The sequence below is a fragment of the Sphingobacterium paramultivorum genome (assembly GCF_014109745.1).
Lineage (GTDB): Bacteria > Bacteroidota > Bacteroidia > Sphingobacteriales > Sphingobacteriaceae > Sphingobacterium > Sphingobacterium paramultivorum.
In genome coordinates this window covers 4331539-4356587 of sequence record NZ_CP058555.1, presented here as the reverse complement: position 1 = coordinate 4356587, position 25049 = coordinate 4331539, and the positions used below count along the sequence as shown (strand labels likewise).

Here is a 25049-nt window from a genome sequence, read left to right as displayed (position 1 = left end):
TCTCTGTCAAATACAGTCTCTTTCATCTAGTGCACATGGGTAGTATAACATGATATTATTTTCTATATTAATAGGGGTTTTATAGGGGGATAACAGGGGGTTAACAGGGGTACTACCCCTGTTAACCCCCTGCTAACCCCTAATAAAAATAGTGTTACTCCTTTTTTAATTCGGAATCTGATGTTAACTTGTTAATTATTTGCTCCTGAAGAAGCCAGTTACAGGTAAGCTTTATATTTGATATACGTTCGATAAAGATACACGAGCAGAACTATATATTTTGCTGTATTATATTTGCCGTGTTCCATAATTTAAAACTTTGCCATTTTTTGTGACATTCATTAAATCATTTGGGCTTTTTGTACCTTTATCCCAATGACCGATATTCAAAAGAGATTCGACCGCATACTCGCTATTTATATGCATCTACAAGCTAAACCTGTGGTCACCGCCGCTGCTTTGGCGGAACGTTATGAAGTTAGTCAGCGTACGATTTATCGTGATATCAGATCCCTGATGCAAGCTGGAATTCCGATTTATGGTGAAGCGGGAAGCGGTTATTCTTTGGTGGAGGGATATAAGATGCCACCTCTGCAATTTACCCGAGAGGAGGCATTGAGTTTTGTCGCAGCGGAGAAACTGGTGGAAAAGTATACAGATCGGAATCTTGCGCATCATTTTACAACAGCATTGCTGAAAATGAAAGCCATATTGCGGGGCAATGAAAAAGAACAGGTGGCCTTAGTAGGGGATAACTTTCTGGTGCGCGGTGGGCGTCATCAATTCAATGAGAAGCTTACCCATGGCACCAATATACTGATCGAAAGTATCGCTGCAAAGAAATGTGTGGAAATCTATTATTCCAAACCTTCGGATAAAACTCCAGAAAGGCGTGAAATCGAAGCTGTGGGTATTTTTGTGGAGAGCAAGTTTTGGTATGTCCTTGCTTTTTGTAGATTACGGAAAGATTATAGGCAATTCCGTTTGGATAGAATAAACAATATTAGAATACTTGCCGATGACTTTGCAAAGGAGCATCCTGAACTTTCATCTTTTCTGAATAAACGTCATGACGTTCCCACGACAAAAGTTGTCGTGCAAGTGGACAAGGATATGGCCCGCTATATGGAATGGGATCGCCACTATTTTGGTTTCCAAAAAGAAACGGTCACTGATAACTATGTGGAAATGCATTTTGAAAGCATTAATATGGAGAATGGCTTTGCGCGTTGGTATCTGATGTTTGCCGATAAAGGAACAATTATTGAACCTGAATCGTTAAAAGAGGTCGTAAAGCGGTTGCTCTCATCGGCATTGGAGCAAGTTTAGTCAAAAACGACGAAATCAGCCTTGCTGCTATTGTACGCAAAAAACTTGTTCGGCTGAAAGGACAGGTACCGAACAAGTCATTTGTAGGCTGTACTAAAAATAAGCTTCAGCGCTCTGTTAAGAAGGAATTTTCATTGCAGACATTACCTATTTAACCTCTTTCCCAAAAAAATGGAGGTTCTATGCCGAGTAATCTTAGATAAACAAATCCCTGACCGCGGTGGTGGATCTCATTGTCGATAAAATAAAATATGCTGTGGATAATGGGCGATTTGTATTGTCCAAATAAATTGAACTCTTCGGCAAAGCGTTCTTCTGGGATTTGATTGAACAGTTCACTGATCTGAGGAGTAGCTTCATCCCAAGCCTGAAGCAATTGTGCTTTGGTCGAATAACTGAGATTCTCATTGAGTTCGCCGCTCTTGTTGTTGACAATCTCTTGGAGACCTGGAACAGCAATACCTAATAGCTCCTTAATCATATCTGCAAAGGTGCGCATGCCTTCTACTTTGTAATCGAACAATCCTTCTTCTGGAAATTTTTCAATGGTTTGTCTTGTTAGGTTTCTGTGGCCTAACCAATGCTGAAGTAGCTCGTTCTTGGAAATGATTTCTGTTTTCATGATTCTCGTATTTAAAGTTTTTGAGTAAGCTATACATCGCCTTCTGCGTTGTATGACAGTTCAAAATTACTGCGGTTTGTGACAGCTGTGTGGCAGTATAAATTCGGAATACTAATTTTATTTTTTTTTGAGGGCGTTTATTTCGTGTATGGAATGTTGAAGGGATAAATCGTAAAATAGGAGGGGAGAATAAAAAGAAGTAGAAAATAAAAAAAATAATTCACTAATTATTTGACAGTTATAAAAATGTTTGTAACTTTGCAGTCCCTTAATGGGAATAGTGTGTCTTGAGCGAAGCCCTACTGCTTCGAAGGACTTTTAATTAATTAATTTACAACATGTCAGGTATTATTGGAAAAAAAGTAGGAATGACGAGCCTGTTTAACGCTGATGGGAAAAATATTCCTTGTACAGTGATTCAGGCCGGGCCGTGCGTGGTTACGCAGATACGTACGGAAGAAAAGGATGGCTACTCGGCAATTCAACTTGGTTTCGACGAAGCTAAGGAGAAAAACACGACAGCTCCTTTGAAAGGGCACTTTGCGAAAGCAAACACAACGCCTAAGCGTAAGTTGGTAGAGTTTAAAACTTTCCCAGATGCAAAACAACTTGGTGACGTAGTTGACGTTACACTTTTCGAGGAAGGCGAATTCGTGGATGTAGTCGGTACTTCAAAAGGTAAAGGTTTCCAAGGTGTAATGAAACGTCATGGATTTGGTGGTGTAGGTGGTGCGACTCACGGTCAGCACAACAGATTACGTGCTCCAGGTTCATTAGGTGCTTCATCATGGCCTTCACGCGTATTCAAAGGTATGCGCATGGCGGGTCGTACAGGTGGTGACAGAGTTAAAGTTCAAAACTTACAGGTGTTGAAAGTTTACGCTGAGCAAAACCTTATCGTTGTTAGTGGTTCCATTCCAGGAGCTAAAGGTTCTTATGTAATCGTAGACAAATAGTAGAGATGGAAGTTAAAGTTTTAAATTTATCAGGTAAAGAAACAGGTGCCAAGGTGCAACTTCCTGAGTCGGTATTTGGGTTAGAGCCTAACGATCATGCGATCTATTTGGATGTGAAACAATACTTAGCGAACCAACGCCAAGGAACTCACAAATCTAAACAACGTAACGAAATCGCGGGTTCTACTCGTAAATTACACAAACAAAAAGGTACTGGTGGTGCTCGTGCGGGTTCTATCAAGTCTCCATTGTTTAATGGTGGTGGTCGTGTATTCGGTCCTCAACCTCGTGACTACTCGTTCAAATTGAACAAAAAATTGAAACAAGTAGCACGTAAATCAGCGTTGTCTTACAAAGCAAAAGATAATAATATTGTGGTATTGGATGAAGTAAAATTCGATGCTATCAAAACTAAAAATTATGTTGCTTTAATAAATGCGTTGAATGTAGCTGATGAGAAAACATTGTTGGTATTGCCAGCTTACGATGAAATTGTTTATAAATCAAGCAGAAACTTGAAAAAAGCAAAAGTTATTGTTGCATCTGATTTAAATACATATGATGTATTGAACGCAACAAAATTATTGTTGACTACAGATTCTGTTAAATCTTTGGAGGAAGCATTAGCTAAGTAATATGGAAATTATTAAAAAACCTATCTTGACTGAGAAAGCTTCTATGTTAACGGAAAAATTAAACCGTTACGCTTTCAAAGTGGATCACAGAGCAAACAAAATCCAGATTAAAGCAGCTGTTGAGGCTATGTTTGGTGTTACAGTTCTTGCTGTAAACACTGCAGTAGTAGCTGGTAAAGCAAAAAGCCGTTACACAAAAGCAGGTTTCGTATCTGGTAGAGCTCCTAAGTATAAAAAGGCTGTCATTACTATTAAAGACGGCGAAACTATTGACTTTTACAGTACTATATAATAAAAAATGGCAGTTAAAAGATTCAAACCGGTAACCCCTGGTACTCGTTTCAGAGTAGGCGCTGACTACTCTGATGTTACTACAAACGTTCCTGAAAAATCGTTAGTAGTAAAAATCAACAAGAAATCAGGCGGTCGTAATAACTCCGGTAAAATGACTATGCGTTATCTCGGTGGGGGACATAAAAAAGTATACCGATTAATTGATTTCAAACGCGATAAAAAAGATATCCCTGCAAAAGTAGCTACTATTGAGTACGATCCAAATCGTACTGCTCGTATTGCATTGTTGCATTACGCTGATGGTGAAAAACGTTACATCCTTGCTCCAGCTGGTTTAGTAGTTGGTCAAACTGTAATCGCAGGTGATAAAGTTGCCCCAGAAGTTGGTAATACATTACCATTAGCAAACATTCCATTGGGTTCTATCATCCACAACATTGAATTAAATCCTGGTCAAGGTGGTTCAATTGCTCGTTCGGCTGGTACTTATGCTCAATTGTCTGCTCGTGATGGTAAATATGCCATCATCAAATTGCCTTCGAGCGAAACACGTATGATCTTATTGACTTGTGTTGCTACAATTGGTTCGGTATCGAACCATGAAAGATCTAACCAAGTGTTAGGTAAAGCAGGTCGCAAACGTTGGTTAGGTCGTCGTCCAAGAGTTCGTGGTGTTGCGATGAACCCAGTAGATCACCCTATGGGTGGTGGTGAAGGCCGTACTTCAGGAGGTCACCCACGCTCACGTACAGGTGTATTAGCTAAAGGCTTCAAAACACGTTACAAGAAGAAAACATCGAATCGTTACATCATTGAGAGAAGGAAAAAATAATGGCTCGTTCAATTAAAAAAGGTCCTTATATCGATCACAACTTAGAGAGAAAAGTTCTTTCTATGAATGAAACTAACAAGAAGTCAGTTATCAAAACATGGTCTCGTAGATCAATGATTTCCCCTGATTTTGTTGGCCATACCTTCGCAGTGCACAACGGGAATAAATTTATCCCTGTTTATGTAACAGAAAATATGGTAGGTCACAAGCTTGGTGAATTCGCTCCTACGCGTACATTCAGAGGCCACGCAGAAAAGAAAAAATAATAGGTAATGGAAGCAACAAAAAAACTTAAAAAGTCTGTCTTAATTAGACAACGCAAAGAGCAAGAGAAAGCTCAACAAGGAGGAGCTTCGGATGCCAAATTATTGAACTGCCCTACTTCGCCTCGTAAGATGCGTTTAGTGGTAGACTTAATTCGCGGTCAACGTGTGGAAAATGCATTATACATTTTGAAACACTCAAGTAAAGAAGCTGCTGCTCGTGTAGAAAAATTATTATTATCTGCAATCAAAAACTGGGAAGCCAAAAACGAAGGTAAATCAGTGGAAGAAAGCGAACTAATTGTAAAAGAAGTATCAGTAGGTGGCGGTCGTCAATTGAAAAGATTGCGCCCAGCTCCTCAAGGTCGCGGATACAGAGTTCGTAAACGTTCAAATCACGTTACGTTGGTAGTTGATAGCAAATTAAACGTTGAACAAAACTAATTTATTGAGAAATGGGACAAAAAGCAAATCCAATAGGTAGCAGATTAGGAATCATCAAAGGTTGGGATTCTAACTGGTTCGGAGGTAAAAACTATTCCGATAAATTAGTTGAAGACGAAAAAATCAGAAAATATCTTTCTGTTCGTATTGCAAAAGGTGGTGTAGCTAAAGTTGTTATCGAAAGAACTTTAAAACGTATCACTGTTACAATTCACACTGCTCGTCCAGGTATCGTTATCGGAAAAGGTGGTCAAGAAGTTGACAAGATCAAAGAAGAGTTGAAAAAACTGACTAAAAAGGATGTTCAAATCAACATTTTCGAGATCAAACGCCCTGAGTTAGATGCTAAGTTAGTAGCTGAAGGTGTCGCTAAACAATTAGAGGCACGTATTTCATTCCGTCGTGCAATGAAAACTTCAATCGCTTCTACAATGCGTATGGGTGCAGAAGGTATCAAAATCATGTGTTCTGGTCGTTTAGGTGGTGCTGAAATGGCGCGTACTGAACAATACAAAGAAGGAAGAACTCCTTTACACACATTACGTGCTGATATCGACTACGCTTTAGCTGAGGCATTGACTACATACGGTAAAATCGGTATCAAAGTTTGGATCTGTAAAGGTGAGGTTTACGGTAAACGTGACTTATCTCCAAACATTGGTCAAGCATCTGGTGTAAAATCACGTGGCAACCACGAAGGTGGTGGCGAACGTCGTGACAACCGTAATAACAAAGGTGGTCGCGGTGGAAATAACCGTGGTGGAAACAACCGTGGTGGAAGCAACCGTGGTCCGAAAAAAGATTAATAGTTTTATTTAGATTACAACAAAACCTGCTGAAAAAGCAGATTTAAAAAGTATACGAACATGTTACAGCCAAAAAGAACGAAGTTCAGAAAGATGCAGAAAGGCCGCATGAAAGGTAACGCTTCTCGTGGAGCGGAGTTAGCTTTCGGTTCTTTCGGTATCAAAACAATGGAGCAAGCATGGATCACTAGTCGTCAAATCGAGGCAGCTCGTATTGCGGTTACACGTTATATGAAACGTGAAGGTCAAGTTTGGATTCGTATTTTCCCTGACAAACCTGTTACCAAAAAACCTGCAGAGGTACGTATGGGTAAAGGTAAGGGTGCTCCAGAATACTGGGTAGCAGTAGTACGCCCAGGCCGTATGTTATTTGAAGCAGAAGGTGTGCCTTTGGAAATTGCCAAAGAAGCATTACGCCTTGCAGCTCAAAAACTTCCGGTTCAAACTAAGTTTGTGATTCGTAGAGACTACGTTGAAGCATAAAAATCTTGGTAATGTCATCATTTAAGCGTTAGGGCCGTTACCCCTAACGCTATATATAAAGCGATGATAACCCAAATAACAACTGAAAAAACATGAAAAATTCAGAAATTTTAGAATTATCTAATGAGGACTTAAAAGCTCGTCTTGTAGAAGAGAAAACAGCCCTTACAAAATTGAAATTTGCACATGCTGTTTCAGCTATTGAGAACCCTAACGTGATCAAAGCAGCACGCAGAACTATCGCTCGTATCAGTACAGAGATCAGTGCACGCAAAGCTGCAGCTAAAAATGAAACAGCCTCTGAGGCGTAAAATTTAAAGTCGAAATGGAAAGAAATTTAAGAAAAACAAGAATCGGCTTAGTAGTTAGCAACAAGATGGACAAATCTATCGTGGTAACAGTGGAACGTAAAGTGAAACACCCGATCTATGGTAAGTTCGTGAAAAAAACTACTAAATTTAAAGCTCATGACGAAACTAATACCTGCGGTATCGGCGATACGGTATTAATCATGGAAACTCGTCCGCTGAGTAAAACAAAAAACTGGAGATTAGTTGAAATTATAGAAAGAGCTAAATAACATGGTACAACAAGAATCAAGACTTAATGTAGCTGACAATAGCGGTGCTAAACAAGTTTTAGTAATCCGTGTATTGGGCGGTACGCGCAAGCGTTATGCATCAATCGGAGATAAGATTGTTGTATCGGTGAAAAGCGCTATGCCTTCAGGAAACGTGAAAAAAGGTTCCGTTTCTAAAGCAGTAGTAGTTAGAACGAAAAAGGAAATCCGTCGTAAAGATGGTTCATATATCCGTTTCGATGACAACGCCGCTGTATTATTAAATAATAATGATGAACCACGTGGTACACGTATCTTTGGCCCTGTTGCTAGAGAGTTGCGTGAGAAACAGTTCATGAAAATTGTATCATTAGCACCGGAGGTTTTATAATTATGGCACAGAAAACAAAAACAACTACGCACAAAATCAAAATTAAAAAAGGTGATTTAGTGAAAGTTATCGCTGGTAACTCTAAAGGTGTTCAAGGAAAAGTATTAACTGTTTTAGTGGATAAAAATAGAGCTATCGTTGAGGGCGCTAACATCGTAAAAAAACACACTAAACCAAGTGCAGCTAATCCTAATGGTGGTATCATTGAGAAAGAAGCTGGTATTCACATCTCTAATTTAGCTGTTATCGATCCTAAAACAGGTGCAACTACACGTGTAGGTCGTAAGTTAAATGCAGATGGTAAATTAGTTCGTTACGCTAAAAAATCAGGGGAGGAAATTAAATAATGACTTACGTACCAAGATTAAAAGTGAAATATGCGGAAGAAATCCGTAAAGCACTTCAAGAAAAATTTCAGTATAAAAGTATTATGCAGGTTCCTAAACTTGAGAAAATCGTTGTTTCACAAGGCGTAGGAGCTGCAACAGCTGACAAAAAATTAATCGATAACGCTATTGCTGAGTTGACTTTAATCACAGGTCAACAAGCCGTTGCTACAAAATCGAAAAAAGATATTTCAAACTTTAAATTACGTAAAGGTATGCCTGTAGGGGCACGTGTTACTTTACGTGACAACAACATGTTTGAATTCTTGGATCGTTTGGTAGCAGTATCGCTTCCACGTATTCGTGACTTCCGCGGTATCAACGATAAAGGTTTTGACGGACGTGGTAACTATAACTTAGGTATCACTGAGCAAATCATTTTCCCTGAGATCAACATTGATAGAATCAACAAGATCCAAGGTATGGATATCACTTTCGTGACTTCTGCTCAAAATGATGTTGAGGCTTTAGAATTGTTGAAACAATTCGGTTTACCATTTAAAAATCAAAATACTAATAACAATGGCTAAAGAAGGATTAAAAGCACGCGAAGTAAAACGCGCTAAATTGGTAGCTAAATATGCGGCAAAACGTGCAGAATTAAAAGCTGCTGGCGATTACGTTGCATTAGATAAATTGCCTAAAAATGCTTCTCCAGTACGTTTACACAATCGTTGTAAATTGACTGGCCGTCCTAAAGGATATATGCGTCAATTCGGTATCTCTCGTGTAACATTCCGCGAGATGGCTTTAGATGGCAAAATCCCAGGGGTGAAAAAAGCTTCTTGGTAATTAAAAAAAAATACTTAATTTTGCCCGGGCAATTCAACTTAGGATTGCCGGGGTTTTTGCATTTTAAAATTGTTTAACAGATAGAAGGTCCCATACCAACGGTTGGGAGGGAAACCGCTGTCACAAATTTTCATATATAATGACTACAGATCCAATTGCGGATTACCTTACACGAGTAAGGAATGCCATCAAGGCCAACCACAGGGTTGTTGAAATTCCTGCATCGAACCTAAAAAAAGAGATTACTAAAGTTCTTTTTGATAAAGGTTACATTGCTAATTACAAATTCGATGAGAATGGCGTACAGGGTACGATCAAAATCGCATTGAAATATAACCCAATTAGCAAAATTCCGGCTATTCGTACGTTGACACGTGTGAGTAAACCTGGTTTAAGAAAGTATGCAAGCGTTGATACTATGCCTCGTGTTTTGAATGGTTTAGGTATTGCTATCTTGTCAACATCTAAAGGTGTAATGACAGATAAAGAAGCTAGACTTCAAAATGTTGGTGGTGAAGTTTTATGTTACGTTTATTAATCTAGGTAAAAGCACAAAGAAATGTCAAGAATTGGAAAAGCGCCTATCGCTATCCCTGCTGGGGTAACTGTTACTATTTCGGACAAAAACTTAGTTTCAGTAAAAGGTCCTAAAGGCGAATTAACACAACAAGTTGACCGTGACATCACGATTGCTCAAGAAGAAGGCAATATCGTTGTAACACGTCCAACTGATCAAAAGAAACACAAAGCATTACACGGTCTATATCGTTCCCTGTTGGCTAACATGGTTCACGGTGTGACTGAAGGTTACAAAACTACGCAAGAGTTAGTCGGTGTAGGTTACCGTGCTTCAAGTACTGGTAATGTATTAGAGTTAACTTTAGGTTTCTCTCACCAGATTGTTTTTGTATTGCCAAACGAGGTTAAAGTATCAACTACTGCTGACAAAGGTAAAAACCCTACAATCACTTTAGAGTGTGCTGACAAACAATTAATCGGTCAGATAGCGGCTAAAATCCGTGGCTTCCGTAAACCAGAACCTTACAAAGGAAAAGGTGTTAAGTTTGCAGGTGAAGTATTGAGAAGAAAAGCAGGTAAATCAGCTAAAAAATAATAATCATGGCAGGACAAAAAGCATCTCGTAGAGAGAGAATCAAAAAAGGAATCAGAAAAAACCTTGCTGGAACGTCTGAACGTCCACGTTTATCGGTTTTTAGAAGTAACAAAGGTATCTATGCGCAAATCATTGATGACAATGCAGGTAAAACATTAGTTGCTGCATCTAGCTTGTCAAAAGAGTTTGTTGCATCTGGTAACAAGGTTGATCAATCTAAAGCTGTAGGTAAATTGGTGGCTGAAAAAGCAGTAGCAGCAGGTATTAATAAAGTAGTTTTTGACCGTAATGGGTACTTATACCATGGCCGTATCAAATCTTTGGCTGAAGGTGCTCGCGAAGGCGGTTTAGACTTTTAATCATAGAAAGAAATGGCATTAAGCAATATAAAAAGAGTAAAATCAAGCGAAATTGAATTAAAAGATCGCTTAGTAAGTATCCAACGTGTAGCTAAAGTTACTAAAGGTGGTCGTACTTTCAGCTTCTCTGCAATTGTTGTAGTAGGTGATGAAAACGGTATTGTTGGCTACGGTTTAGGTAAAGCTAAAGAGGTAACTGAAGCAATCACAAAAGGTATCGATGACGCGAAGAAAAACTTGGTAAAAGTTCCTATTATCAAAGGTACTGTTCCTCACGCACAATATGGTAAATATTCTGGTGGTTCAGTTTTGATTAAACCAGCTGTAGGTGGTACTGGAGTTTTAGCAGGTGGTGCAATGCGTGCAGTATTGGAGTCTGCTGGTATCAAAGATGTATTGGCTAAATCATTAGGTTCTTCTAACCCACACAACGTGGTAAAAGCAACTGTAACTGCTTTAGCAGAAATGCGTGATGCATATACAGTAGCACAACACCGCGGTGTCGATTTGAATAAAGTATTTAACGGTTAATTATCATGGCAAAAATCAAAATCACCCAGATAAAGAGCGTTATCGACAGAAGCGAGCGCCAAAAGAAAACTATTGAGGCATTGGGTTTGAAAAGAATCAACCACTCAGTAGAAGTTGAAGCTACTCCATCAATTATTGGAATGGTACGTAAAGTAAACCATTTAGTAGCTATCGAAACTATTTAATATTAGCATATGGAAGAGGTCTTTGGGCTTCTTCCATTACTTGTTATTAATAATCATTATTTTTTAATCGCTAGTACCTGTTTAGTGAGAGCGAAGGGCTAGCACAATTTAGTTTAAAAATGAACTTAAGTAATTTAAAACCTGCAAAAGGTGCAGTAAAAAGTAGCAAACGTATTGGCCGTGGTACTGGTTCTGGTCGTGGTGGTACTTCAACTCGTGGTCACAAAGGTGCTGGTTCTCGTTCAGGTCACTCTACGAAAATCGGTTTCGAAGGTGGTCAAATGCCTTTGCAACGTCGTGTGCCTAAATTTGGTTTCAAAAACATCAACCGTGTTGAGTACAATGGTGTAAACCTAGATACTTTACAAGCGTTGATCGAGAAATACAATTTAACAGCTGTAGATTTCGACGCATTGAAAGCTCATGGTTTAGTGTCTAAAAATGACAAAGTTAAAATCTTGGGTCGCGGTGAATTGAAAGCTAAAGTTGAAGTAACAGCGCACGCGTTTACTGCTTCTGCTCAAAAAGCTATTGAAGCTGCAGGCGGTTCTATCGTTAAAATTTAATAAATGAAGAAACTAATCACAACCTTAACCAATATTTGGAAAATCGATGATTTACGTACGCGTATTCTAAATACCTTACTTTTTCTTTTGATTTACCGTATTGGATGTCACGTGGTATTACCAGGTGTAAATCCTCATGCTTTGGCTTCTGGTCAAAAAGAGGGTTTATTGGGCTTATTGGATATGTTTGCGGGGGGATCTTTCTCTCGTTCGGCTATCTTTGCTTTAGGGGTAATGCCATATATCTCGGCATCCATTGTTGTTCAATTGCTGGGCATCGCGGTTCCTTACTTCCAAAAGATGCAGAAGGAAGGGGAAAGTGGTCGTCAAAAAATGAATCAAATTACTCGCTATTTAACTTTAGGGATTACTTTGCTTCAGGCTTTTGCTTATGTACGTACTCAAATCGAGCCAAGTGCTAAGACAATAGCTGACCCATTATTCACTATTCTAACTGCCATAGTTTTGACAGGCGGTACTTTATTTGTGATGTGGTTAGGGGAAAAAATTACTGATAAAGGTATCGGTAATGGTATTTCTTTGATCATCATGACTGGTATTATCGCTCAATTGCCAAGTGGTATCACTGCGGAATGGGTTTCTAGAATGGCGAAAGGTGGTGGTGGTCCAATTCCATTGTTGCTTGAATTTGTAGCTTTGTTCTTTGTTGTGATCTTTACGATCTTGATCGTACAAGGTGTTCGTAAGATCCCTGTACAATACGCGAAGAAAATCGTTGGAAACAAGCAAGTCGGTGGAGTACGTCAGTATATACCTTTAAAGGTAAATGCTGCAGGTGTAATGCCTATCATTTTTGCGCAGGCAATCATGTTTGTGCCAATGAGTTTAGGACAGTTCTTCCCAAATCTTCAGTCGGAATTTTTGACTTCGTTGAGTAACTATACTTCTGTAGCATACAACGTGACATTTGCGGTGTTAATTATCGCATTTACGTTTTTCTATACAGCGATCATGGTGAACCCACAACAGATGTCGGACGACATGAAGAAGAATGGAGGTTTTGTACCGGGTATTAAACCGGGATTGGAAACTAGTAATTTTATAGACCGCGTAATATCAAATATTACATTTCCAGGTGCAATTTTCTTAGCGATCATTGCTATTCTACCTGCTATTGCAAGTTTGTTTGGTATTAATAATCAATTTGCGCACTTCTACGGTGGTACGTCTTTATTGATTTTAGTAGGTGTGGTGTTGGATACTTTGCAACAGATCGAATCTCATTTATTGATGCGTCATTACGATGGATTAATGAAAACAGGTCGCATTAAAGGTCGTTCGGCCGCGTCTGTTGAGGGAATGGATCATTCGGCAATTTAATTTCTTTAGATGTCTAAAGTATTTTATAAGTCAGCAGAAGATATAGAGCAATTGCGGAAGTCAGCAGATGTGCTTTCGCAATTGCTTGGTGAAATCGCAAAAGTGATTAAGCCTGGGGTAAAGACTATATCTCTTGATAAATTAGCTTATGAGTATATTCATGATAACGGCGGGACGCCTGCGTTCTTAAATTATCAAGGATTTCCATATTCTTTGTGTATATCTGTCAACGATCAAATTGTACACGGCTTTCCAAGTGATTATGAAATTAAAGATGGAGATCTTGTTTCGGTCGATGGTGGTGTCAATCTGAATGGTTTTATCAGTGATTCGGCTTATACCTTTGGTGTAGGTGAAATATCTGAGGAAGCACAGTTGTTATTAGATGTAACAAAGGAATCATTGTACAAAGGTGTTGAACAGGCTGTGGCTGGTAAACGTGTTGGGGATATTTCTTCGGCTGTTCAGGAGTATGTGAGCAAATTCGGATTCGGAATTGTTCGCGAGCTGGTTGGACACGGAGTTGGTTATCACTTACATGAAAAACCTGAGGTTCCCAATTATGGAAAACGAGGTGCTGGTCCTAAATTGGAAGAAGGTTTGGTTATTTGTATCGAACCGATGATCAATGCGGGGCGTGCGGGTGTTCGTTTTTGGGATGATGGTTGGACAGTAAGTACAGTGGATGGAAAATTATCGGCGCACTTCGAACAGATGGTTGCAATCCGAAAAGGAGAACCAGATGTGTTGCTGACATTCGAACATGTAGAGAAAGTTTTGAACAAAAAGTAATTGGTTTTCAATTATTTTTATTTATCTTTGCACTCCTGTTCGCAGGCTTTTAAATTAAATTTAATCGAGAATATATGGCTAAACAAGCCTCAATAGAACAAGACGGTATAATTAGAGAGGCACTTTCTAATGCTATGTTTAGGGTAGAGTTGGAAAATGGACATGAAATCATTGCCCATATTTCTGGTAAAATGCGTATGCACTATATCAAAATTTTACCTGGTGATAAAGTTAAATTGGAAATGTCTCCGTATGATTTGACTAAAGGAAGGATTACTTATCGCTATAAATAGCCGTAAGTCCTTGTATTAGTGCAAGCTTTTGAAAAAATAAATATCATGAAAGTAAGAGCATCAATAAAAAAACGTAGCGCGGACTGTAAGATCATCCGTCGTAAAGGTAAAGTTTTTGTAATCAACAAAAAGAACCCAAAGTTTAAACAACGTCAGGGTTAATTCATTAAAAAAATAATAGCTTAATATTATATGGCAAGGATAGCAGGTATTGATTTACCTAAAAACAAAAGAGGTGTGATCGGCCTTACCTATATTTTTGGTATCGGTCGTACAAGAGCTGAATATATCTTGGAAAAAGCTGGTATCAGCGAAGATGTGAAGGTACAAGAGTGGAATGATGACCAATTGGCAGCAATTCGTACCATCATTAACGACGAATTGAAAGTTGAAGGTGCATTGCGTTCAGAAATTCAATTAAACATCAAACGTTTAATGGATATCGGTTGTTACCGTGGATTGCGTCACCGTAAACACTTACCAGTTCGTGGTCAACGTACTAAAAACAACTCACGTACTCGTAAAGGTAAACGTAAGACAGTTGCAAACAAGAAAAAAGCTACTAAATAATAAATAAGAAATGGCTAAAACTAAAAAAGCTGCAAAAAAGCGTATCGTTGTTATCGAACCTGTAGGTCAGGCTCACATTAACGCAACGTTTAACAATATCATTGTAACTTTGACAAATAATCAAGGTCAAACTATTTCTTGGTCTAGTGCTGGTAAAATGGGTTTCCGTGGTTCTAAAAAGAACACTCCATACGCTGCTGGTCAAGCTGCACAAGACTGTGGAAAAGTTGCTCACGACTTGGGTTTACGTAAAGTTGAAGTGTTTGTTAAAGGACCTGGTGCTGGTCGTGAATCAGCAATCAGAACATTGCAAACTGTAGGAATCGATGTGACTACTATCAAAGATATCACTCCACTTCCTCACAACGGTTGTCGTCCTCCAAAGCGCAGAAGAGTTTAATTAATTTAAAGATAAGATTCATCGGCAATAGGCTGATAGATACTTTAATTGTAAAAGAAAATGGCTAGATATACAGGACCTAAGTCCAAAATTGCCCGTAAATTTAGAGAGCCGATCTTCGGCCCAGATAAAGCGTTAGAAAAGAAAAACTACCCTCCTGGACAACATGGAGCTTCTAAACGCAGAGGTAAACAATCTGAATATGCTATTCAGTTGTTAGAAAAACAAAAAGCAAAATACACTTATGGTGTATTGGAGCGCCAGTTCGCAAACTTATTTGTTAAAGCTGCCTCTAAACAAGGTATTACAGGTGAGATCTTCTTAAAATTGTTAGAAGCTCGCTTGGATAACGTAGTTTACCGTTTAGGTATCGCTACTTCTCGTGCCGCTGCTCGTCAGTTGGTATCCCATAAACACGTTACTGTTAACGGCGAAGTTGTTAACATTCCATCATATAGCTTACGTCCAGGTGACGTTATAGCAGTTCGTGAACGTTCTCAAACACTTGAAGCCATCACAAATTCAGTTGCAGGTCGTACTGTAAACAAATTTTCTTGGTTAGAGTGGAATGCGAAAGAATTGACAGGTACTTTCTTAAGCTATCCAGAAAGAGCTGATATTCCTGAAAACATCAAAGAGAACTTAATCGTTGAGTTATACTCTAAATAATAAATAAAATAGAAGAATGCATAGTCCAATTTTGGGGTATGCATCTTCTATTGTATTATAATTATTATTACAAATAAAACATTAAAAGAAAATAAATGGCAATTTTAGCATTTCAAAGACCGGATAAAGTTATCATGCAAAAATCTACGGATTTTGATGGTACGTTTGAATTTCGTCCATTGGAGCCTGGTTTTGGTGTAACCATTGGTAATGCTTTGCGCCGTATTCTATTGTCCTCTTTAGAAGGATATGCAATTACGTCGATAAGGTTTTCTGGCGTTTCGCACGAATTTTCAACGATCAAAGGTGTTGTTGAAGACGTAACTGAAATTATCTTGAACTTGAAACAAGTTCGTTTCAAAAAAACAGGTGAGATTGGCGACAACGAAAAGGTATTTGTAGTAATCAATGGTCAAGAACAATTCTTAGCTGGTGATATCACAAAGTTCTCTAATAACTTTACGGTCTTAAACCCAGACATGGTAATCTGTAACATGGATAATTCAGTGACAATTGAATTGGAATTGAGTATTGCCAAAGGTCGTGGATACGTAAATGCTGATGAGAATAAAGTTGTTGATGCGCCAGTAGGTGTTATCGCAATCGATTCGATCTTTACTCCGATCAAGAATGTTAAATATACCATTGAGAATTACCGTGTAGAGCAAAAAACTGACTACGAGAAATTGTTGTTGGATATCTCTACTGATGGCTCAATTCACCCCGAAGAAGCTTTGAAAGAAGCTGCTAAGATCTTAATTCAACACTTTATTTTATTCTCTGATGAGAATATGCTTCTTGAGTCTCAAACGAAAGAAGAAACTAAAGTTGTTGATGAAGAAATCTTACACATGCGTAAGATCTTGAAAACAGAATTAGTGGATCTTGATCTTTCAGTTCGTGCATTGAACTGTTTGAAAGCTGCTGATATTCGCACATTAGCTGAGTTAGTAACTTACGACGTGGCTGATATGTTGAAATTCAGAAACTTCGGTAAAAAATCGTTAAGTGAAATTCAAGAATTGGTTAAATCAAAAGGTTTGTCATTCGGAATGAACTTAGCAAAATACAAATTAGACGAAGAATAATAATTTATTAAGCGACCACTATATGTAATTCCTCTTCAAGCTGATTGCTGAACAAGATGGGCTTTTGCCTTTGATAGATTTCGCAATTTAAGTAAAGCAAGAACGGTATATATAGTATAATAAAATCAAAATGAGACACGGAAAAAAAGTAAATCACTTAGGCCGTACGGATAGCCATAGAAAAGCAATGTTGGCTAACATGGCAACATCATTAATCCTACACAAACGTATTACGACTACTTTAGCTAAAGCTAAAGCATTGCGTACATATGTAGAGCCTTTGATTACTAAATCTAAAAACGACACAACACACTCTCGTCGTACAGTATTCGCTTATTTGAAAGATAAAGACGCAGTTTCTATCTTATTCCGCGAAATTTCTGAAAAAGTAGCTAACCGTCCAGGTGGTTATACTCGTATCATCAAAATGGAAAACCGTTTAGGTGATAACGCAGAAATGGCTTTCATCGAGTTAGTTGATTACAACGAAATCTATGGTAAAAAAGCTGCTGCTGCTGATAAAAAAGCTACTCGTCGTCGTGGTGGTGCTAAGAAAACTACAGCTGCCGAAACTGAAGCTCCTGCAGAAGTTAAAGCTGAAGTAGAAGGTGAAGAAAAAGTAGACGGAGAATAGTCTTCTTCTGATCTAGCATAAAAAAGTCCTCTTTTTAAGGGGACTTTTTTTATTTTATGACCATTCCTACCGTTATAACTAATATATTTGTAATGCTAAAATCTGATAGCTTTTTCTATTACTAGCTATTTCGTTTATCAATCTATAATTCATTAAGATGAAACCATTTGATGTTTATCCCATTAATCCCATTAACATAGTAAAAGCTAATGGATCAACGGTGTGGGATGCCGAAGGAAATGCTTACTTGGACTTGTATGGTGGCCATGCTGTGATATCGATAGGACACACGCACCCACATTATGTACAACGCGTCACAGAACAATTGAACCGTATTGGGTTCTATTCCAACTCTGTCGAGATTCCAATTCAGCGTGAACTTGCCCGATTGTTAGGGGAAATTTCGGGAAAGGTTGATTACGATTTATTTCTTTGCAATTCTGGCGCAGAAGCAAATGAAAACGCATTGAAGCTGGCTTCTTTTTACAATAAGCGTAAAAAAGTCATAGCGTTTTCAAAAGCTTTTCATGGAAGGACTTCATTGGCCGTAGCGGCTACAGACAATCCGAGTATAGTTGCTCCTGTCAATGAAACTGATAATATTGTATTTCTTCCTTTCAATGATGAAGAGGCTTTGACTGAGGCTTTCGCATCATATGGTGATGAAATTTCATCTGTTATCGTGGAAAGTATCCAAGGGGTAGGTGGAATCAGAGAAGCGTCAGTATCGTTTCTTCGATTGATTCGGTCTCTTTGCGATCAATATAATGCGGTGTTTATTGCAGACGAAGTACAATGTGGGTACGGAAGAACAGGCTTATTCTATGCGCAGGACTATTCGGGCGTTGAGGCCGATATTTACACCATGGCAAAAGGTATGGGCAATGGTTTCCCAATTGGTGCAATCAGTATATCGCCCAAATTTAAAGCGACTTACGGTAGCTTGGGAACGACATTTGGTGGCAATCATCTCGCATGTGCTGCCGCACTGGCTGTATTGGAGATTATCCAACAAGATAAACTGATGGAAAATGCGGCTCAAGTCGGACAATATCTTATTGATGAGCTTAAGCAACTCGATGAGATTATAGAAGTGAGAGGCCGAGGATTAATGATCGGTATAGAACTACCTGAATCTTTGGCCCATGTGAAGAAAGATCTCTTGCTAAAGAACCGTATCTTTACAGGAGAGGCTAAGCCTTTTGTGATTCGCTTATTGCCTGCTTTGAATATTACGAAAGATCATGCTGATCAGTTTTTAGAAGCATTGAAAGCACATATCAAAGCAGTAACGGTTGCATAACCTTAAGGCTGTCGATCAAATTATCCAATAGCCACACATCGGCTAATGCAAATTTGATTGCGCCATAGTAGTTAAAATATATACTGAGTGTGAGGCGCCTATTTATTGCCGTTGAAAATGCACTCGAATAAATAAATATAGATGAAAAAGTTTTTCTCTGTTAAGGATGTTTCCAGTGTAGCGGACGTTGTTCAAGAAGCGTTAGCTTTGAAAGCTGCACCATATGACAATCAGGACCTTGGCCAACATAAAACCTTGGGACTTGTATTTTTGAATCCGAGTTTACGTACGCGTTTGAGCACACAAAAAGCGGCGATGAATTTGGGCATGAATGTGATGGTTATGAATATGGATAAAGATGGTTGGGCTCTTGAGACACAAGATGGTGTTGTGATGAACGGAACAACTGTTGAACATATTCGAGAAGCCGCCGCTGTTATGGGCGAGTATTGTGATATTTTGGGACTTCGTTCCTTTCCAAAATTGAAAGATCGTGAAGAGGATTATAGTGAGGACCTGTTCAACAAATTCATTAAGTACTGTGGTGTTCCTGTTGTTTCCTTAGAGAGTGCAACACGCCATCCATTGCAGAGTTTGACAGATATGATTACCATCACTGAGTACAAGAAGACTGAAAAGCCGAAAGTGGTATTGGCTTGGGCTCCGCATGTTAAGGCATTACCTCAGGCAGTACCTAATTCTTTTGCAGAATGGATGTGCAAAGCACAAGAAGAGGGATTGGTCGATTTTACGATAGCTCAACCTATGGGGTATGAGTTAAGTGAAGAATTTACTGCTGGAGCAACCATATCTAATAATCTTGAGGAAAGTTTAAAGAATGCTGATTTTGTCTATGTGAAAAACTGGTCTTCTTATCAAGAATATGGCGAGGTATATGGTGTTGATGAAGATTGGATGATGGATAACAAGAAGCTCAATTTGACGAACGATGCCAAAGTAATGCATTGTTTGCCAGTAAGAAGAGATCTTGAATTGTCTTCTGAGATTTTAGATGGACCAAACTCACTCGTGATTAAAGAGGCTAGCAACCGTGTATGGGCTGCTCAGGTTGTTTTAAAACGTATGTTAGAGGATTTGGCATAGTCCAATCCTATAGATTATTGAAAAACTATTTTTATTGGGAAAAGTTGCGTAATGGCTAATAGTGTATTAAATATAATTAAAATTGGCGGGAATATTATTGATGATGAGCGCCAATTGGATTCTTTTTTAGAAAAGTTCTCCGCATTATCAGGGAAAAAGATTCTTGTACATGGTGGGGGTAAAATTGCAACTCGTTTGGCTAGTGAACTGGGAATTGAAGCCCAAATGGTAGAAGGGCGTCGTGTGACAAATGAGGAAATGTTACGCATTGTAACAATGGTATATGCTGGATTGACAAATAAAACAATCGTTGCTAAGTTACAAAATTTGAAATGTGATGCTGTTGGATTGACTGGAGCCGATGGTGATGTCATTAAAGCGATAAAGCGTCCGGTTAAAGATATCGATTACGGCTTTGTAGGTGATTTGTTGCATGACTCTGTAAATACGCTGGCTATCAAGAAATTTCTAGAAGCTGGGTTTGTTCCGGTGTTTTCGGCTATTACACACAATGGCCTTGGACAATTGCTCAATACCAACGCGGATACTATAGCTTCTTCATTGGCGGTGTCTTTGGCTTCATTATATGAAACTTCTTTGGTTTATTGTTTCGAGAAGAACGGCGTTTTACGCGATGTAACAGATGAGAATTCAGTAATCCCAACGATTAAGTCAGAAGAGTTTGAACATCTTAAGGAATCCGGCGTGGTGAATGACGGGATGATCCCTAAGTTGCAAAATGCATTCAATGCTATAAATAAAGGTGTTCAAGAGGTCTATATTGGAAATGCTAATAATTTGCATTTGTTTCAACAAGGACAATTTGGCACTTGCTTGACATTAAAATAAAAATCTAACCTAAACCCAACGATCGCTATGAAAAAGGTCACCATTATCGGAAGCGGTAATATCGGTCTTTCTTTGGCAAAAGGACTTGTAAAAAGTGAATTTGCCCATGCTGCCGATATTACATTGACGAGGAGAAATTTGAATGCACTGGCCGAAGAAGCGAGCCAGGGCTTCTCAGTAAGTAATGATAATAGGCTCGCTGTAAAGGGGGCTGATATTGTTGTTTTCGCAATACTACCTCAACAACTAAAAAAGGTATTGGTGGAAGTGGCCCCTGTAATTGAAAAGACAAATCAGATTTTTGTCTCCATCGTGTCAGGAGTCTCTTGTACCGATTTAAAAGCAGAGTTGGGTGCAGATGCCACAGTTATACGGGCAATGCCCAACACAGCAATAGCAATCGCTCAATCAATGACTTGTATCGCCAGCGACAATGCTTCGGACGATAGTTTGAAGGAGGTTGAGAAGATGTTTGAAACTGTTGGTTCAGTGGTTGTCATTAATGAAGACCTTATGACATCGGCAACGGCATTGTGTGCCTGCGGTATCGCATTCTTCCTACGTGCTATTCGTGCTGCTTCACAAGGTGGAGTTGAAATCGGATTTCATGCGCACGACGCATTAAAAATGGCAGTTCAAACTGCAAAAGGCGCTGCTGATTTGTTATTGCATACCAATGCTCATCCAGAAGGAGAGATTGATAAGGTAACATCACCAAAGGGATGTACAATAGCGGGATTGAACGAAATGGAACATAACGGTTTTAGTTCTGCTTTTATAAAGGGAATTAAACTGTCTGCGGATAAAGCAGGAGGACTATACCATGAAGGATAAACAGCATCTATTTGAAGATGCTCTGGCCCTTTTAAAACAATTAATTGGACTGTCGTCTTTAAGTAAAGAGGAAGAGTTCACGGCAGATTTAATTGATCGCTTCTTTCGGGAGCGTGATATCAAAACGCATCGGAAAGGCAATAATGTCTGGGTGTATAACGCCCATTATGATATCACTAAACCTACGATATTGCTTAACTCCCATCACGATACAGTAAAACCAAATACGGGTTATACAAGGGATCCTTTGGCGGCAACTGTAGAGGAAGGTAAATTGTTCGGATTGGGGAGCAATGATGCTGGAGGCTGTTTGGTATCATTGATAGCTACATTTTTGTATTTTTACCAGCAGACGGAATTGAAGTATAACTTCTGTCTTGTCGCCAGTGCCGAAGAAGAGATCTCAGGTAAGAATGGTGTAGAATCTGTTTTGGATGCTATCGGTTCAATTGATTTTGCAATTGTGGGTGAACCTACCTTATTGGATTTGGCAATTGCAGAAAAGGGGCTCATGGTGTTGGATTGTACCGCTTTAGGGACGGCTGGACATGCTGCACGTAATGAGGGTGATAATGCGATCTATAAAGCGATCAAGGATATTGAATGGTTTCAAAATTATACATTTGAAAGAACTTCGTCAACCTTAGGCCCAATTAAGATGTCGGTAACAGTAATTCAGGCGGGATCACAGCACAATGTGGTACCGGCTACTTGTAACTTTGTTGTTGATGTCAGAACCACAGATGCTTATTCGAATGAAGAGACGTTGGATATTATCAAGTCTCATGTAAAATCAGAGGTCACAGCGAGATCGACGCGCCTGAAGTCTTCTTCTATTCCTGAAACGCATCCAATCGTCAAAGCAGGCATTGTACTGGGACGTAAAGTATATGGTTCACCGACGATGAGTGATCAGGCTCTTATTCCTGTCCCTTCTCTGAAGCTGGGACCTGGCGATAGCGCGCGGTCGCATATGGCAGATGAGTTTATCTATATTGACGAAATTAGAGCAGGGATCGATCTCTATATCGCCATGTTAGAAAAGATAGTATAAAAAAAGCTTCCATAAAAATGGAAGCTTTTTTTATACTAGACTAAGCTGATTTGACGTTTGATACTCTCCTCGAGAGAGATGATCGTCTCGGTACGTTGAATCCCTGGTACGGATTGAATATCTTCATTCAATACTTTTCTCAGGTGAACTGTATCTCTACAGATGATTTTTGCAAAAATACTGTATTGGCCAGTACAATAGTGTAATTCGACCACTTCTTTGATTTCTTTCAATTTATCTACCGCATCTGCATATTGTGAACCTTTTTCAAGATAGATACCCAAAAAGGCAGTGATATCAAATCCGACTTTTTGGGGATTGATAATTAGATTTGACCCTCTAATGATACCTAGTTCTTCCATCTTCTTCATTCTAACGTGAATTGTACCACCTGATACAATTAGCTTTTTTGCTATTTCTGTATAAGGAATAGAGGCATCGTTCATTAGAATAGACAAGATTTGGATATCCAAATTGTCTAGATCATAGTTTGCATATTGATTTTCCATTAACAATGGTTTTTGTGTTCATTAATTGGTCGTTGCATCAAGATCTGACCAATAGCTAAAATAATTAAATTTATTTCAAAATTACTAAGAATTTTCGGTTTATAGATGTAAATTTAATAAAAAATACTTATTCATATTGATAATGTTATATGTTTTTGATTGAAAGTGATTATAATTGTTTCATGGTGATCTTATTATAGGTTAAGTGATTGTTTTCATGTTTGATATCAAGATTATGATAGATTAATTTAGTATTACCTTTTTTAGAAGTAGGAAAAACAGTTGGCATATTAAAAATCTAATCAGTTCGTATTTAGCGTATGATGGGTTAAAAATGTAGCAGACTGTGTGATGTTTTAGTAATCGAAAAATCAAATACGGAATAGAGATGGAAGAAGTTCAAGATGTAAAGATTTCGAAAAAGAAACCGATTTTTGAAGTAGGGGAAGGACTTCATAAATACCTTAAGCTGTATCAGCGAGACGAAAAGTTGCCGATAGGATACAAAGATCTACTGAATTTTACGGAGACAGTACCTGTCATGGATAAATTTGGCAACGATACTTTTTGGGAGACTCCACTGTATCCGCAATATCTTATTGACCAATTGTATGACGGGTTGAAGGTGATTTATGCTAAACTGAAAGCATCAGGTAATACGCGAATCGTCCAGCATAAATATATTGATCGTGTCGAGTATTGCGGCTTTGGCAATACTAAACCATTTCGTATTCGTATCGTAAACCGTTTAAATGATGTGTACGATTATTTTTACATCAAGCAAGCTGATGCGTCAAGAATATATGGATTGGAGTTAGAAGAAATATTGTCGCCCAATCAGGTGAATTATATGGTAGACCATGATACTTTGGTTGAAGAACATATTGTTGGAATTCCTGGGGACACGTTTTCGAAAACACGTATGTTCTCGCCTGATTATAATCTGACCCGGATTTCCAAAGAATTTGTCAAGTTTAATGAACGGTGTATTATTACGTTGTTGGGGGATATGAGAGCCTACAATTTTGTGATGCAGATTACACCGGATTTCGATGATTTCCAGTTTCGAATTCGGGCAATAGATTTTGACCAGCAGTTTTATGAGGGAAATCCAAAAGTATATATGCCACAATTTTTTAAGGAGAATCTTCCCTATGTCAAACTAGCGATGGAACATCTAAATGAAAAAACAGTGCTGCAATACCAACAGGAGGAACGTTCTTCCATTGTGCATAGAGTCAGAAGCGAAAGACATCGGATTGCTGATCTGAGGGATGCTTCGCAAACGCAGGTGCTCTCGACGCAGGAGAATATCGAACAGTTACGTGAGGGCTATGCTGAATTTTATCAGAATAACTCCTACCTCAAGTGTAAAACGATGACGGATATTGTTGAGTTGAATGTGAAGAATGTGATTCGTCAGGTGCAAATGTAATTACTTGATCCGATCTTTGTTGTCTTTGATAAAGGCGGACCATCCAGTGTACGACTTGCTGCTGCCTGATACTGCATTTTTCTGAAACGAGTGGCAGACAGCGATTGCCAATCCGTCGGTGGCATCTAAAAATTGTGGTGTTTCCTCAAATTTTAATAGATTTTTTAGCATAGCGGAAACCTGCTCCTTTGTAGCATTTCCATTTCCTGTAACGGATTGTTTTATCTTTCTTGGAGAATATTCAAAGATTGGAATATCTTGCGCCAGCGCCGCCGCCATGGCAACACCTTGCGCTCGCCCTAATTTGAGCATGACCTGTATGTTTTTGCCATAAAATGGTGATTCAAGAGCTACGCAGTCGGGATTATATTCCTGCATTAGAGCAGAAGTTTTTTTGAATATACGTTGTAGTTTTAGGGCATGGTCATCTAAATGTCCCATTTTGATGACCCCCATTGAGACCAAGGATATGTTATTGCCGACTTCTTTGATGATGCCATACCCAAGTATTACTGTTCCGGGGTCTATACCTAAAATTATTCTTTCTTTCGCCTTTTCCTTCTGCATATACAATAATACAAATTTTGCGTTTTATTCGCGGATTGCGTTCGACAAAACTTAATCATT

At 38.7% G+C, this 25049-nt stretch carries 39 protein-coding genes; 36 read left to right on the top strand and 3 right to left on the bottom strand.

All coding sequences use genetic code 11. The features are described from left to right. Positions 1-375: 375 nt before the first annotated feature. Positions 376-1329, top strand: coding sequence for a helix-turn-helix transcriptional regulator (locus HS960_RS18340; RefSeq protein WP_153844933.1), 954 nt, complete (start codon positions 376-378; stop codon positions 1327-1329). Positions 1330-1480: 151 nt separating this feature from the next. Here HS960_RS18340 and HS960_RS18335 read toward each other — a convergent pair whose 3' ends face one another. Then, positions 1481-1951 carry a DinB family protein gene (locus HS960_RS18335; RefSeq protein WP_153844934.1) on the bottom strand — a complete coding sequence of 157 codons (471 nt, stop codon included), beginning with the start codon at positions 1949-1951 and terminating at the stop codon, positions 1481-1483. A gap of 338 nt (positions 1952-2289) precedes the next feature. Here HS960_RS18335 and rplC point away from each other — a divergent pair, with 338 nt between their 5' ends. The 34 genes from rplC (at position 2290) to HS960_RS18165 (ending at position 22478) form a co-directional block, all read left to right on the top strand. Beyond that, positions 2290-2907, top strand: a complete 618-nt coding sequence (rplC, locus tag HS960_RS18330) for a 50S ribosomal protein L3 (protein WP_104385215.1) — start codon at positions 2290-2292, stop codon at positions 2905-2907. A gap of 5 nt (positions 2908-2912) precedes the next feature. Then, on the top strand, positions 2913-3542 hold the full coding sequence (rplD, locus tag HS960_RS18325; RefSeq protein ID WP_075990873.1) for a 50S ribosomal protein L4: 630 nt from the start codon (positions 2913-2915) through the stop codon (positions 3540-3542). A gap of 1 nt (position 3543) precedes the next feature. Continuing rightward, a complete protein-coding gene (gene rplW, locus HS960_RS18320) occupies positions 3544-3834 on the top strand; it encodes a 50S ribosomal protein L23 (RefSeq protein WP_075990874.1) in 291 nt (96 codons plus the stop codon). Positions 3835-3840: 6 nt separating this feature from the next. After that, entirely contained in the window at positions 3841-4668 is an 828-nt protein-coding gene (gene rplB / locus HS960_RS18315) for a 50S ribosomal protein L2 (protein ID WP_046674867.1), read from the top strand. After that, complete coding sequence (rpsS, locus tag HS960_RS18310; RefSeq protein ID WP_002997495.1) at positions 4668-4934, top strand: 30S ribosomal protein S19; 267 nt, start codon at positions 4668-4670, stop codon at positions 4932-4934. The genes rplB and rpsS overlap by 1 nt, the downstream gene beginning before the upstream one ends. Before the next feature lie 6 nt (positions 4935-4940). Further along, on the top strand, positions 4941-5375 hold the full coding sequence (gene rplV, locus HS960_RS18305; protein ID WP_077438121.1) for a 50S ribosomal protein L22: 435 nt from the start codon (positions 4941-4943) through the stop codon (positions 5373-5375). Positions 5376-5386: 11 nt separating this feature from the next. Then, positions 5387-6181, top strand: a complete 795-nt coding sequence (gene rpsC, locus HS960_RS18300) for a 30S ribosomal protein S3 (protein ID WP_046674869.1) — start codon at positions 5387-5389, stop codon at positions 6179-6181. Positions 6182-6241: 60 nt separating this feature from the next. Continuing rightward, positions 6242-6664 (top strand): 50S ribosomal protein L16, encoded by a 423-nt coding sequence (gene rplP, locus HS960_RS18295; RefSeq protein ID WP_046674870.1) that lies wholly within the window; start codon positions 6242-6244, stop codon positions 6662-6664. A gap of 92 nt (positions 6665-6756) precedes the next feature. Then, complete coding sequence (gene rpmC / locus HS960_RS18290) at positions 6757-6975, top strand: 50S ribosomal protein L29 (protein ID WP_153844935.1); 219 nt, start codon at positions 6757-6759, stop codon at positions 6973-6975. Between the two features lie 14 nt (positions 6976-6989). After that, on the top strand, positions 6990-7244 hold the full coding sequence (rpsQ, locus tag HS960_RS18285; protein ID WP_153844936.1) for a 30S ribosomal protein S17: 255 nt from the start codon (positions 6990-6992) through the stop codon (positions 7242-7244). 1 nt (position 7245) lies between these two features. After that, positions 7246-7614: a 50S ribosomal protein L14 gene (gene rplN, locus HS960_RS18280; protein WP_046674873.1), complete on the top strand. Its 369-nt coding sequence runs from the start codon at positions 7246-7248 to the stop codon at positions 7612-7614. A gap of 2 nt (positions 7615-7616) precedes the next feature. Beyond that, entirely contained in the window at positions 7617-7961 is a 345-nt protein-coding gene (rplX, locus tag HS960_RS18275) for a 50S ribosomal protein L24 (protein ID WP_070570406.1), read from the top strand. Next, positions 7961-8530: a 50S ribosomal protein L5 gene (gene rplE, locus HS960_RS18270; protein ID WP_153844937.1), complete on the top strand. Its 570-nt coding sequence runs from the start codon at positions 7961-7963 to the stop codon at positions 8528-8530. The genes rplX and rplE overlap by 1 nt, the downstream gene beginning before the upstream one ends. Continuing rightward, positions 8523-8792 carry a 30S ribosomal protein S14 gene (gene rpsN, locus HS960_RS18265; RefSeq protein ID WP_028071569.1) on the top strand — a complete coding sequence of 90 codons (270 nt, stop codon included), beginning with the start codon at positions 8523-8525 and terminating at the stop codon, positions 8790-8792. Before rplE ends, rpsN begins: the two co-directional genes overlap by 8 nt. Positions 8793-8931: 139 nt before the next feature. After that, positions 8932-9330 carry a 30S ribosomal protein S8 gene (gene rpsH, locus HS960_RS18260; RefSeq protein WP_046674876.1) on the top strand — a complete coding sequence of 133 codons (399 nt, stop codon included), beginning with the start codon at positions 8932-8934 and terminating at the stop codon, positions 9328-9330. 21 nt (positions 9331-9351) lie between these two features. Beyond that, positions 9352-9906 (top strand): 50S ribosomal protein L6, encoded by a 555-nt coding sequence (rplF, locus tag HS960_RS18255; RefSeq protein ID WP_153844938.1) that lies wholly within the window; start codon positions 9352-9354, stop codon positions 9904-9906. A gap of 5 nt (positions 9907-9911) precedes the next feature. Further along, positions 9912-10265 carry a 50S ribosomal protein L18 gene (gene rplR / locus HS960_RS18250; RefSeq protein WP_088160091.1) on the top strand — a complete coding sequence of 118 codons (354 nt, stop codon included), beginning with the start codon at positions 9912-9914 and terminating at the stop codon, positions 10263-10265. Positions 10266-10277: 12 nt separating this feature from the next. Continuing rightward, on the top strand, positions 10278-10796 hold the full coding sequence (rpsE, locus tag HS960_RS18245) for a 30S ribosomal protein S5 (protein WP_075990876.1): 519 nt from the start codon (positions 10278-10280) through the stop codon (positions 10794-10796). Positions 10797-10801: 5 nt separating this feature from the next. Beyond that, a complete protein-coding gene (rpmD, locus tag HS960_RS18240; protein ID WP_046674880.1) occupies positions 10802-10981 on the top strand; it encodes a 50S ribosomal protein L30 in 180 nt (59 codons plus the stop codon). Between the two features lie 119 nt (positions 10982-11100). Beyond that, the gene (rplO, locus tag HS960_RS18235) at positions 11101-11547 is read left to right on the top strand and encodes a 50S ribosomal protein L15 (RefSeq protein ID WP_046674881.1); all 447 of its coding nucleotides are present in this window, start codon (positions 11101-11103) and stop codon (positions 11545-11547) included. A 3-nt stretch (positions 11548-11550) separates the two neighbouring features. Then, the gene (gene secY, locus HS960_RS18230) at positions 11551-12888 is read left to right on the top strand and encodes a preprotein translocase subunit SecY (protein WP_046674882.1); all 1338 of its coding nucleotides are present in this window, start codon (positions 11551-11553) and stop codon (positions 12886-12888) included. Between the two features lie 9 nt (positions 12889-12897). Next, a complete protein-coding gene (map, locus tag HS960_RS18225) occupies positions 12898-13680 on the top strand; it encodes a type I methionyl aminopeptidase (RefSeq protein WP_046674883.1) in 783 nt (260 codons plus the stop codon). Positions 13681-13754: 74 nt separating this feature from the next. Next, positions 13755-13973, top strand: a complete 219-nt coding sequence (gene infA / locus HS960_RS18220; RefSeq protein WP_002997456.1) for a translation initiation factor IF-1 — start codon at positions 13755-13757, stop codon at positions 13971-13973. A gap of 45 nt (positions 13974-14018) precedes the next feature. Then, complete coding sequence (gene ykgO / locus HS960_RS18215) at positions 14019-14135, top strand: type B 50S ribosomal protein L36 (RefSeq protein ID WP_013665024.1); 117 nt, start codon at positions 14019-14021, stop codon at positions 14133-14135. A gap of 30 nt (positions 14136-14165) precedes the next feature. Next, positions 14166-14543, top strand: a complete 378-nt coding sequence (rpsM, locus tag HS960_RS18210) for a 30S ribosomal protein S13 (protein WP_112373918.1) — start codon at positions 14166-14168, stop codon at positions 14541-14543. A gap of 10 nt (positions 14544-14553) precedes the next feature. Beyond that, on the top strand, positions 14554-14943 hold the full coding sequence (rpsK, locus tag HS960_RS18205) for a 30S ribosomal protein S11 (protein ID WP_046674885.1): 390 nt from the start codon (positions 14554-14556) through the stop codon (positions 14941-14943). Between the two features lie 60 nt (positions 14944-15003). After that, positions 15004-15612, top strand: a complete 609-nt coding sequence (gene rpsD, locus HS960_RS18200) for a 30S ribosomal protein S4 (protein ID WP_153844939.1) — start codon at positions 15004-15006, stop codon at positions 15610-15612. A 95-nt stretch (positions 15613-15707) separates the two neighbouring features. Continuing rightward, positions 15708-16700 (top strand): DNA-directed RNA polymerase subunit alpha, encoded by a 993-nt coding sequence (locus tag HS960_RS18195; protein ID WP_153844940.1) that lies wholly within the window; start codon positions 15708-15710, stop codon positions 16698-16700. Positions 16701-16830: 130 nt separating this feature from the next. Continuing rightward, the gene (gene rplQ / locus HS960_RS18190; protein ID WP_153844941.1) at positions 16831-17334 is read left to right on the top strand and encodes a 50S ribosomal protein L17; all 504 of its coding nucleotides are present in this window, start codon (positions 16831-16833) and stop codon (positions 17332-17334) included. A gap of 157 nt (positions 17335-17491) precedes the next feature. Then, positions 17492-18637, top strand: a complete 1146-nt coding sequence (locus tag HS960_RS18185; protein ID WP_153844942.1) for an aspartate aminotransferase family protein — start codon at positions 17492-17494, stop codon at positions 18635-18637. A 141-nt stretch (positions 18638-18778) separates the two neighbouring features. Beyond that, positions 18779-19741, top strand: a complete 963-nt coding sequence (locus tag HS960_RS18180) for a Rossmann-fold NAD(P)-binding domain-containing protein (protein ID WP_075990879.1) — start codon at positions 18779-18781, stop codon at positions 19739-19741. 51 nt (positions 19742-19792) lie between these two features. Continuing rightward, positions 19793-20590, top strand: coding sequence for an acetylglutamate kinase (gene argB, locus HS960_RS18175; RefSeq protein ID WP_046674891.1), 798 nt, complete (start codon positions 19793-19795; stop codon positions 20588-20590). 27 nt (positions 20591-20617) lie between these two features. After that, complete coding sequence (gene proC / locus HS960_RS18170; RefSeq protein WP_182330312.1) at positions 20618-21424, top strand: pyrroline-5-carboxylate reductase; 807 nt, start codon at positions 20618-20620, stop codon at positions 21422-21424. Continuing rightward, entirely contained in the window at positions 21414-22478 is a 1065-nt protein-coding gene (locus HS960_RS18165; protein WP_182330309.1) for a M20 family metallo-hydrolase, read from the top strand. The genes proC and HS960_RS18165 overlap by 11 nt, the downstream gene beginning before the upstream one ends. Before the next feature lie 35 nt (positions 22479-22513). Here the strand turns inward: HS960_RS18165 and HS960_RS18160 are convergent, their stop codons facing one another. Beyond that, entirely contained in the window at positions 22514-22987 is a 474-nt protein-coding gene (locus tag HS960_RS18160; RefSeq protein ID WP_046674894.1) for an Lrp/AsnC ligand binding domain-containing protein, read from the bottom strand. Positions 22988-23375: 388 nt separating this feature from the next. Between HS960_RS18160 and HS960_RS18155 the strand changes: the two genes are divergently transcribed. Further along, entirely contained in the window at positions 23376-24422 is a 1047-nt protein-coding gene (locus tag HS960_RS18155) for a hypothetical protein (protein ID WP_159731397.1), read from the top strand. Here the strand turns inward: HS960_RS18155 and ruvC are convergent, their stop codons facing one another. Next, positions 24423-24989, bottom strand: coding sequence for a crossover junction endodeoxyribonuclease RuvC (gene ruvC / locus HS960_RS18150; RefSeq protein WP_088160095.1), 567 nt, complete (start codon positions 24987-24989; stop codon positions 24423-24425). Positions 24990-25049 lie beyond the last annotated feature (60 nt).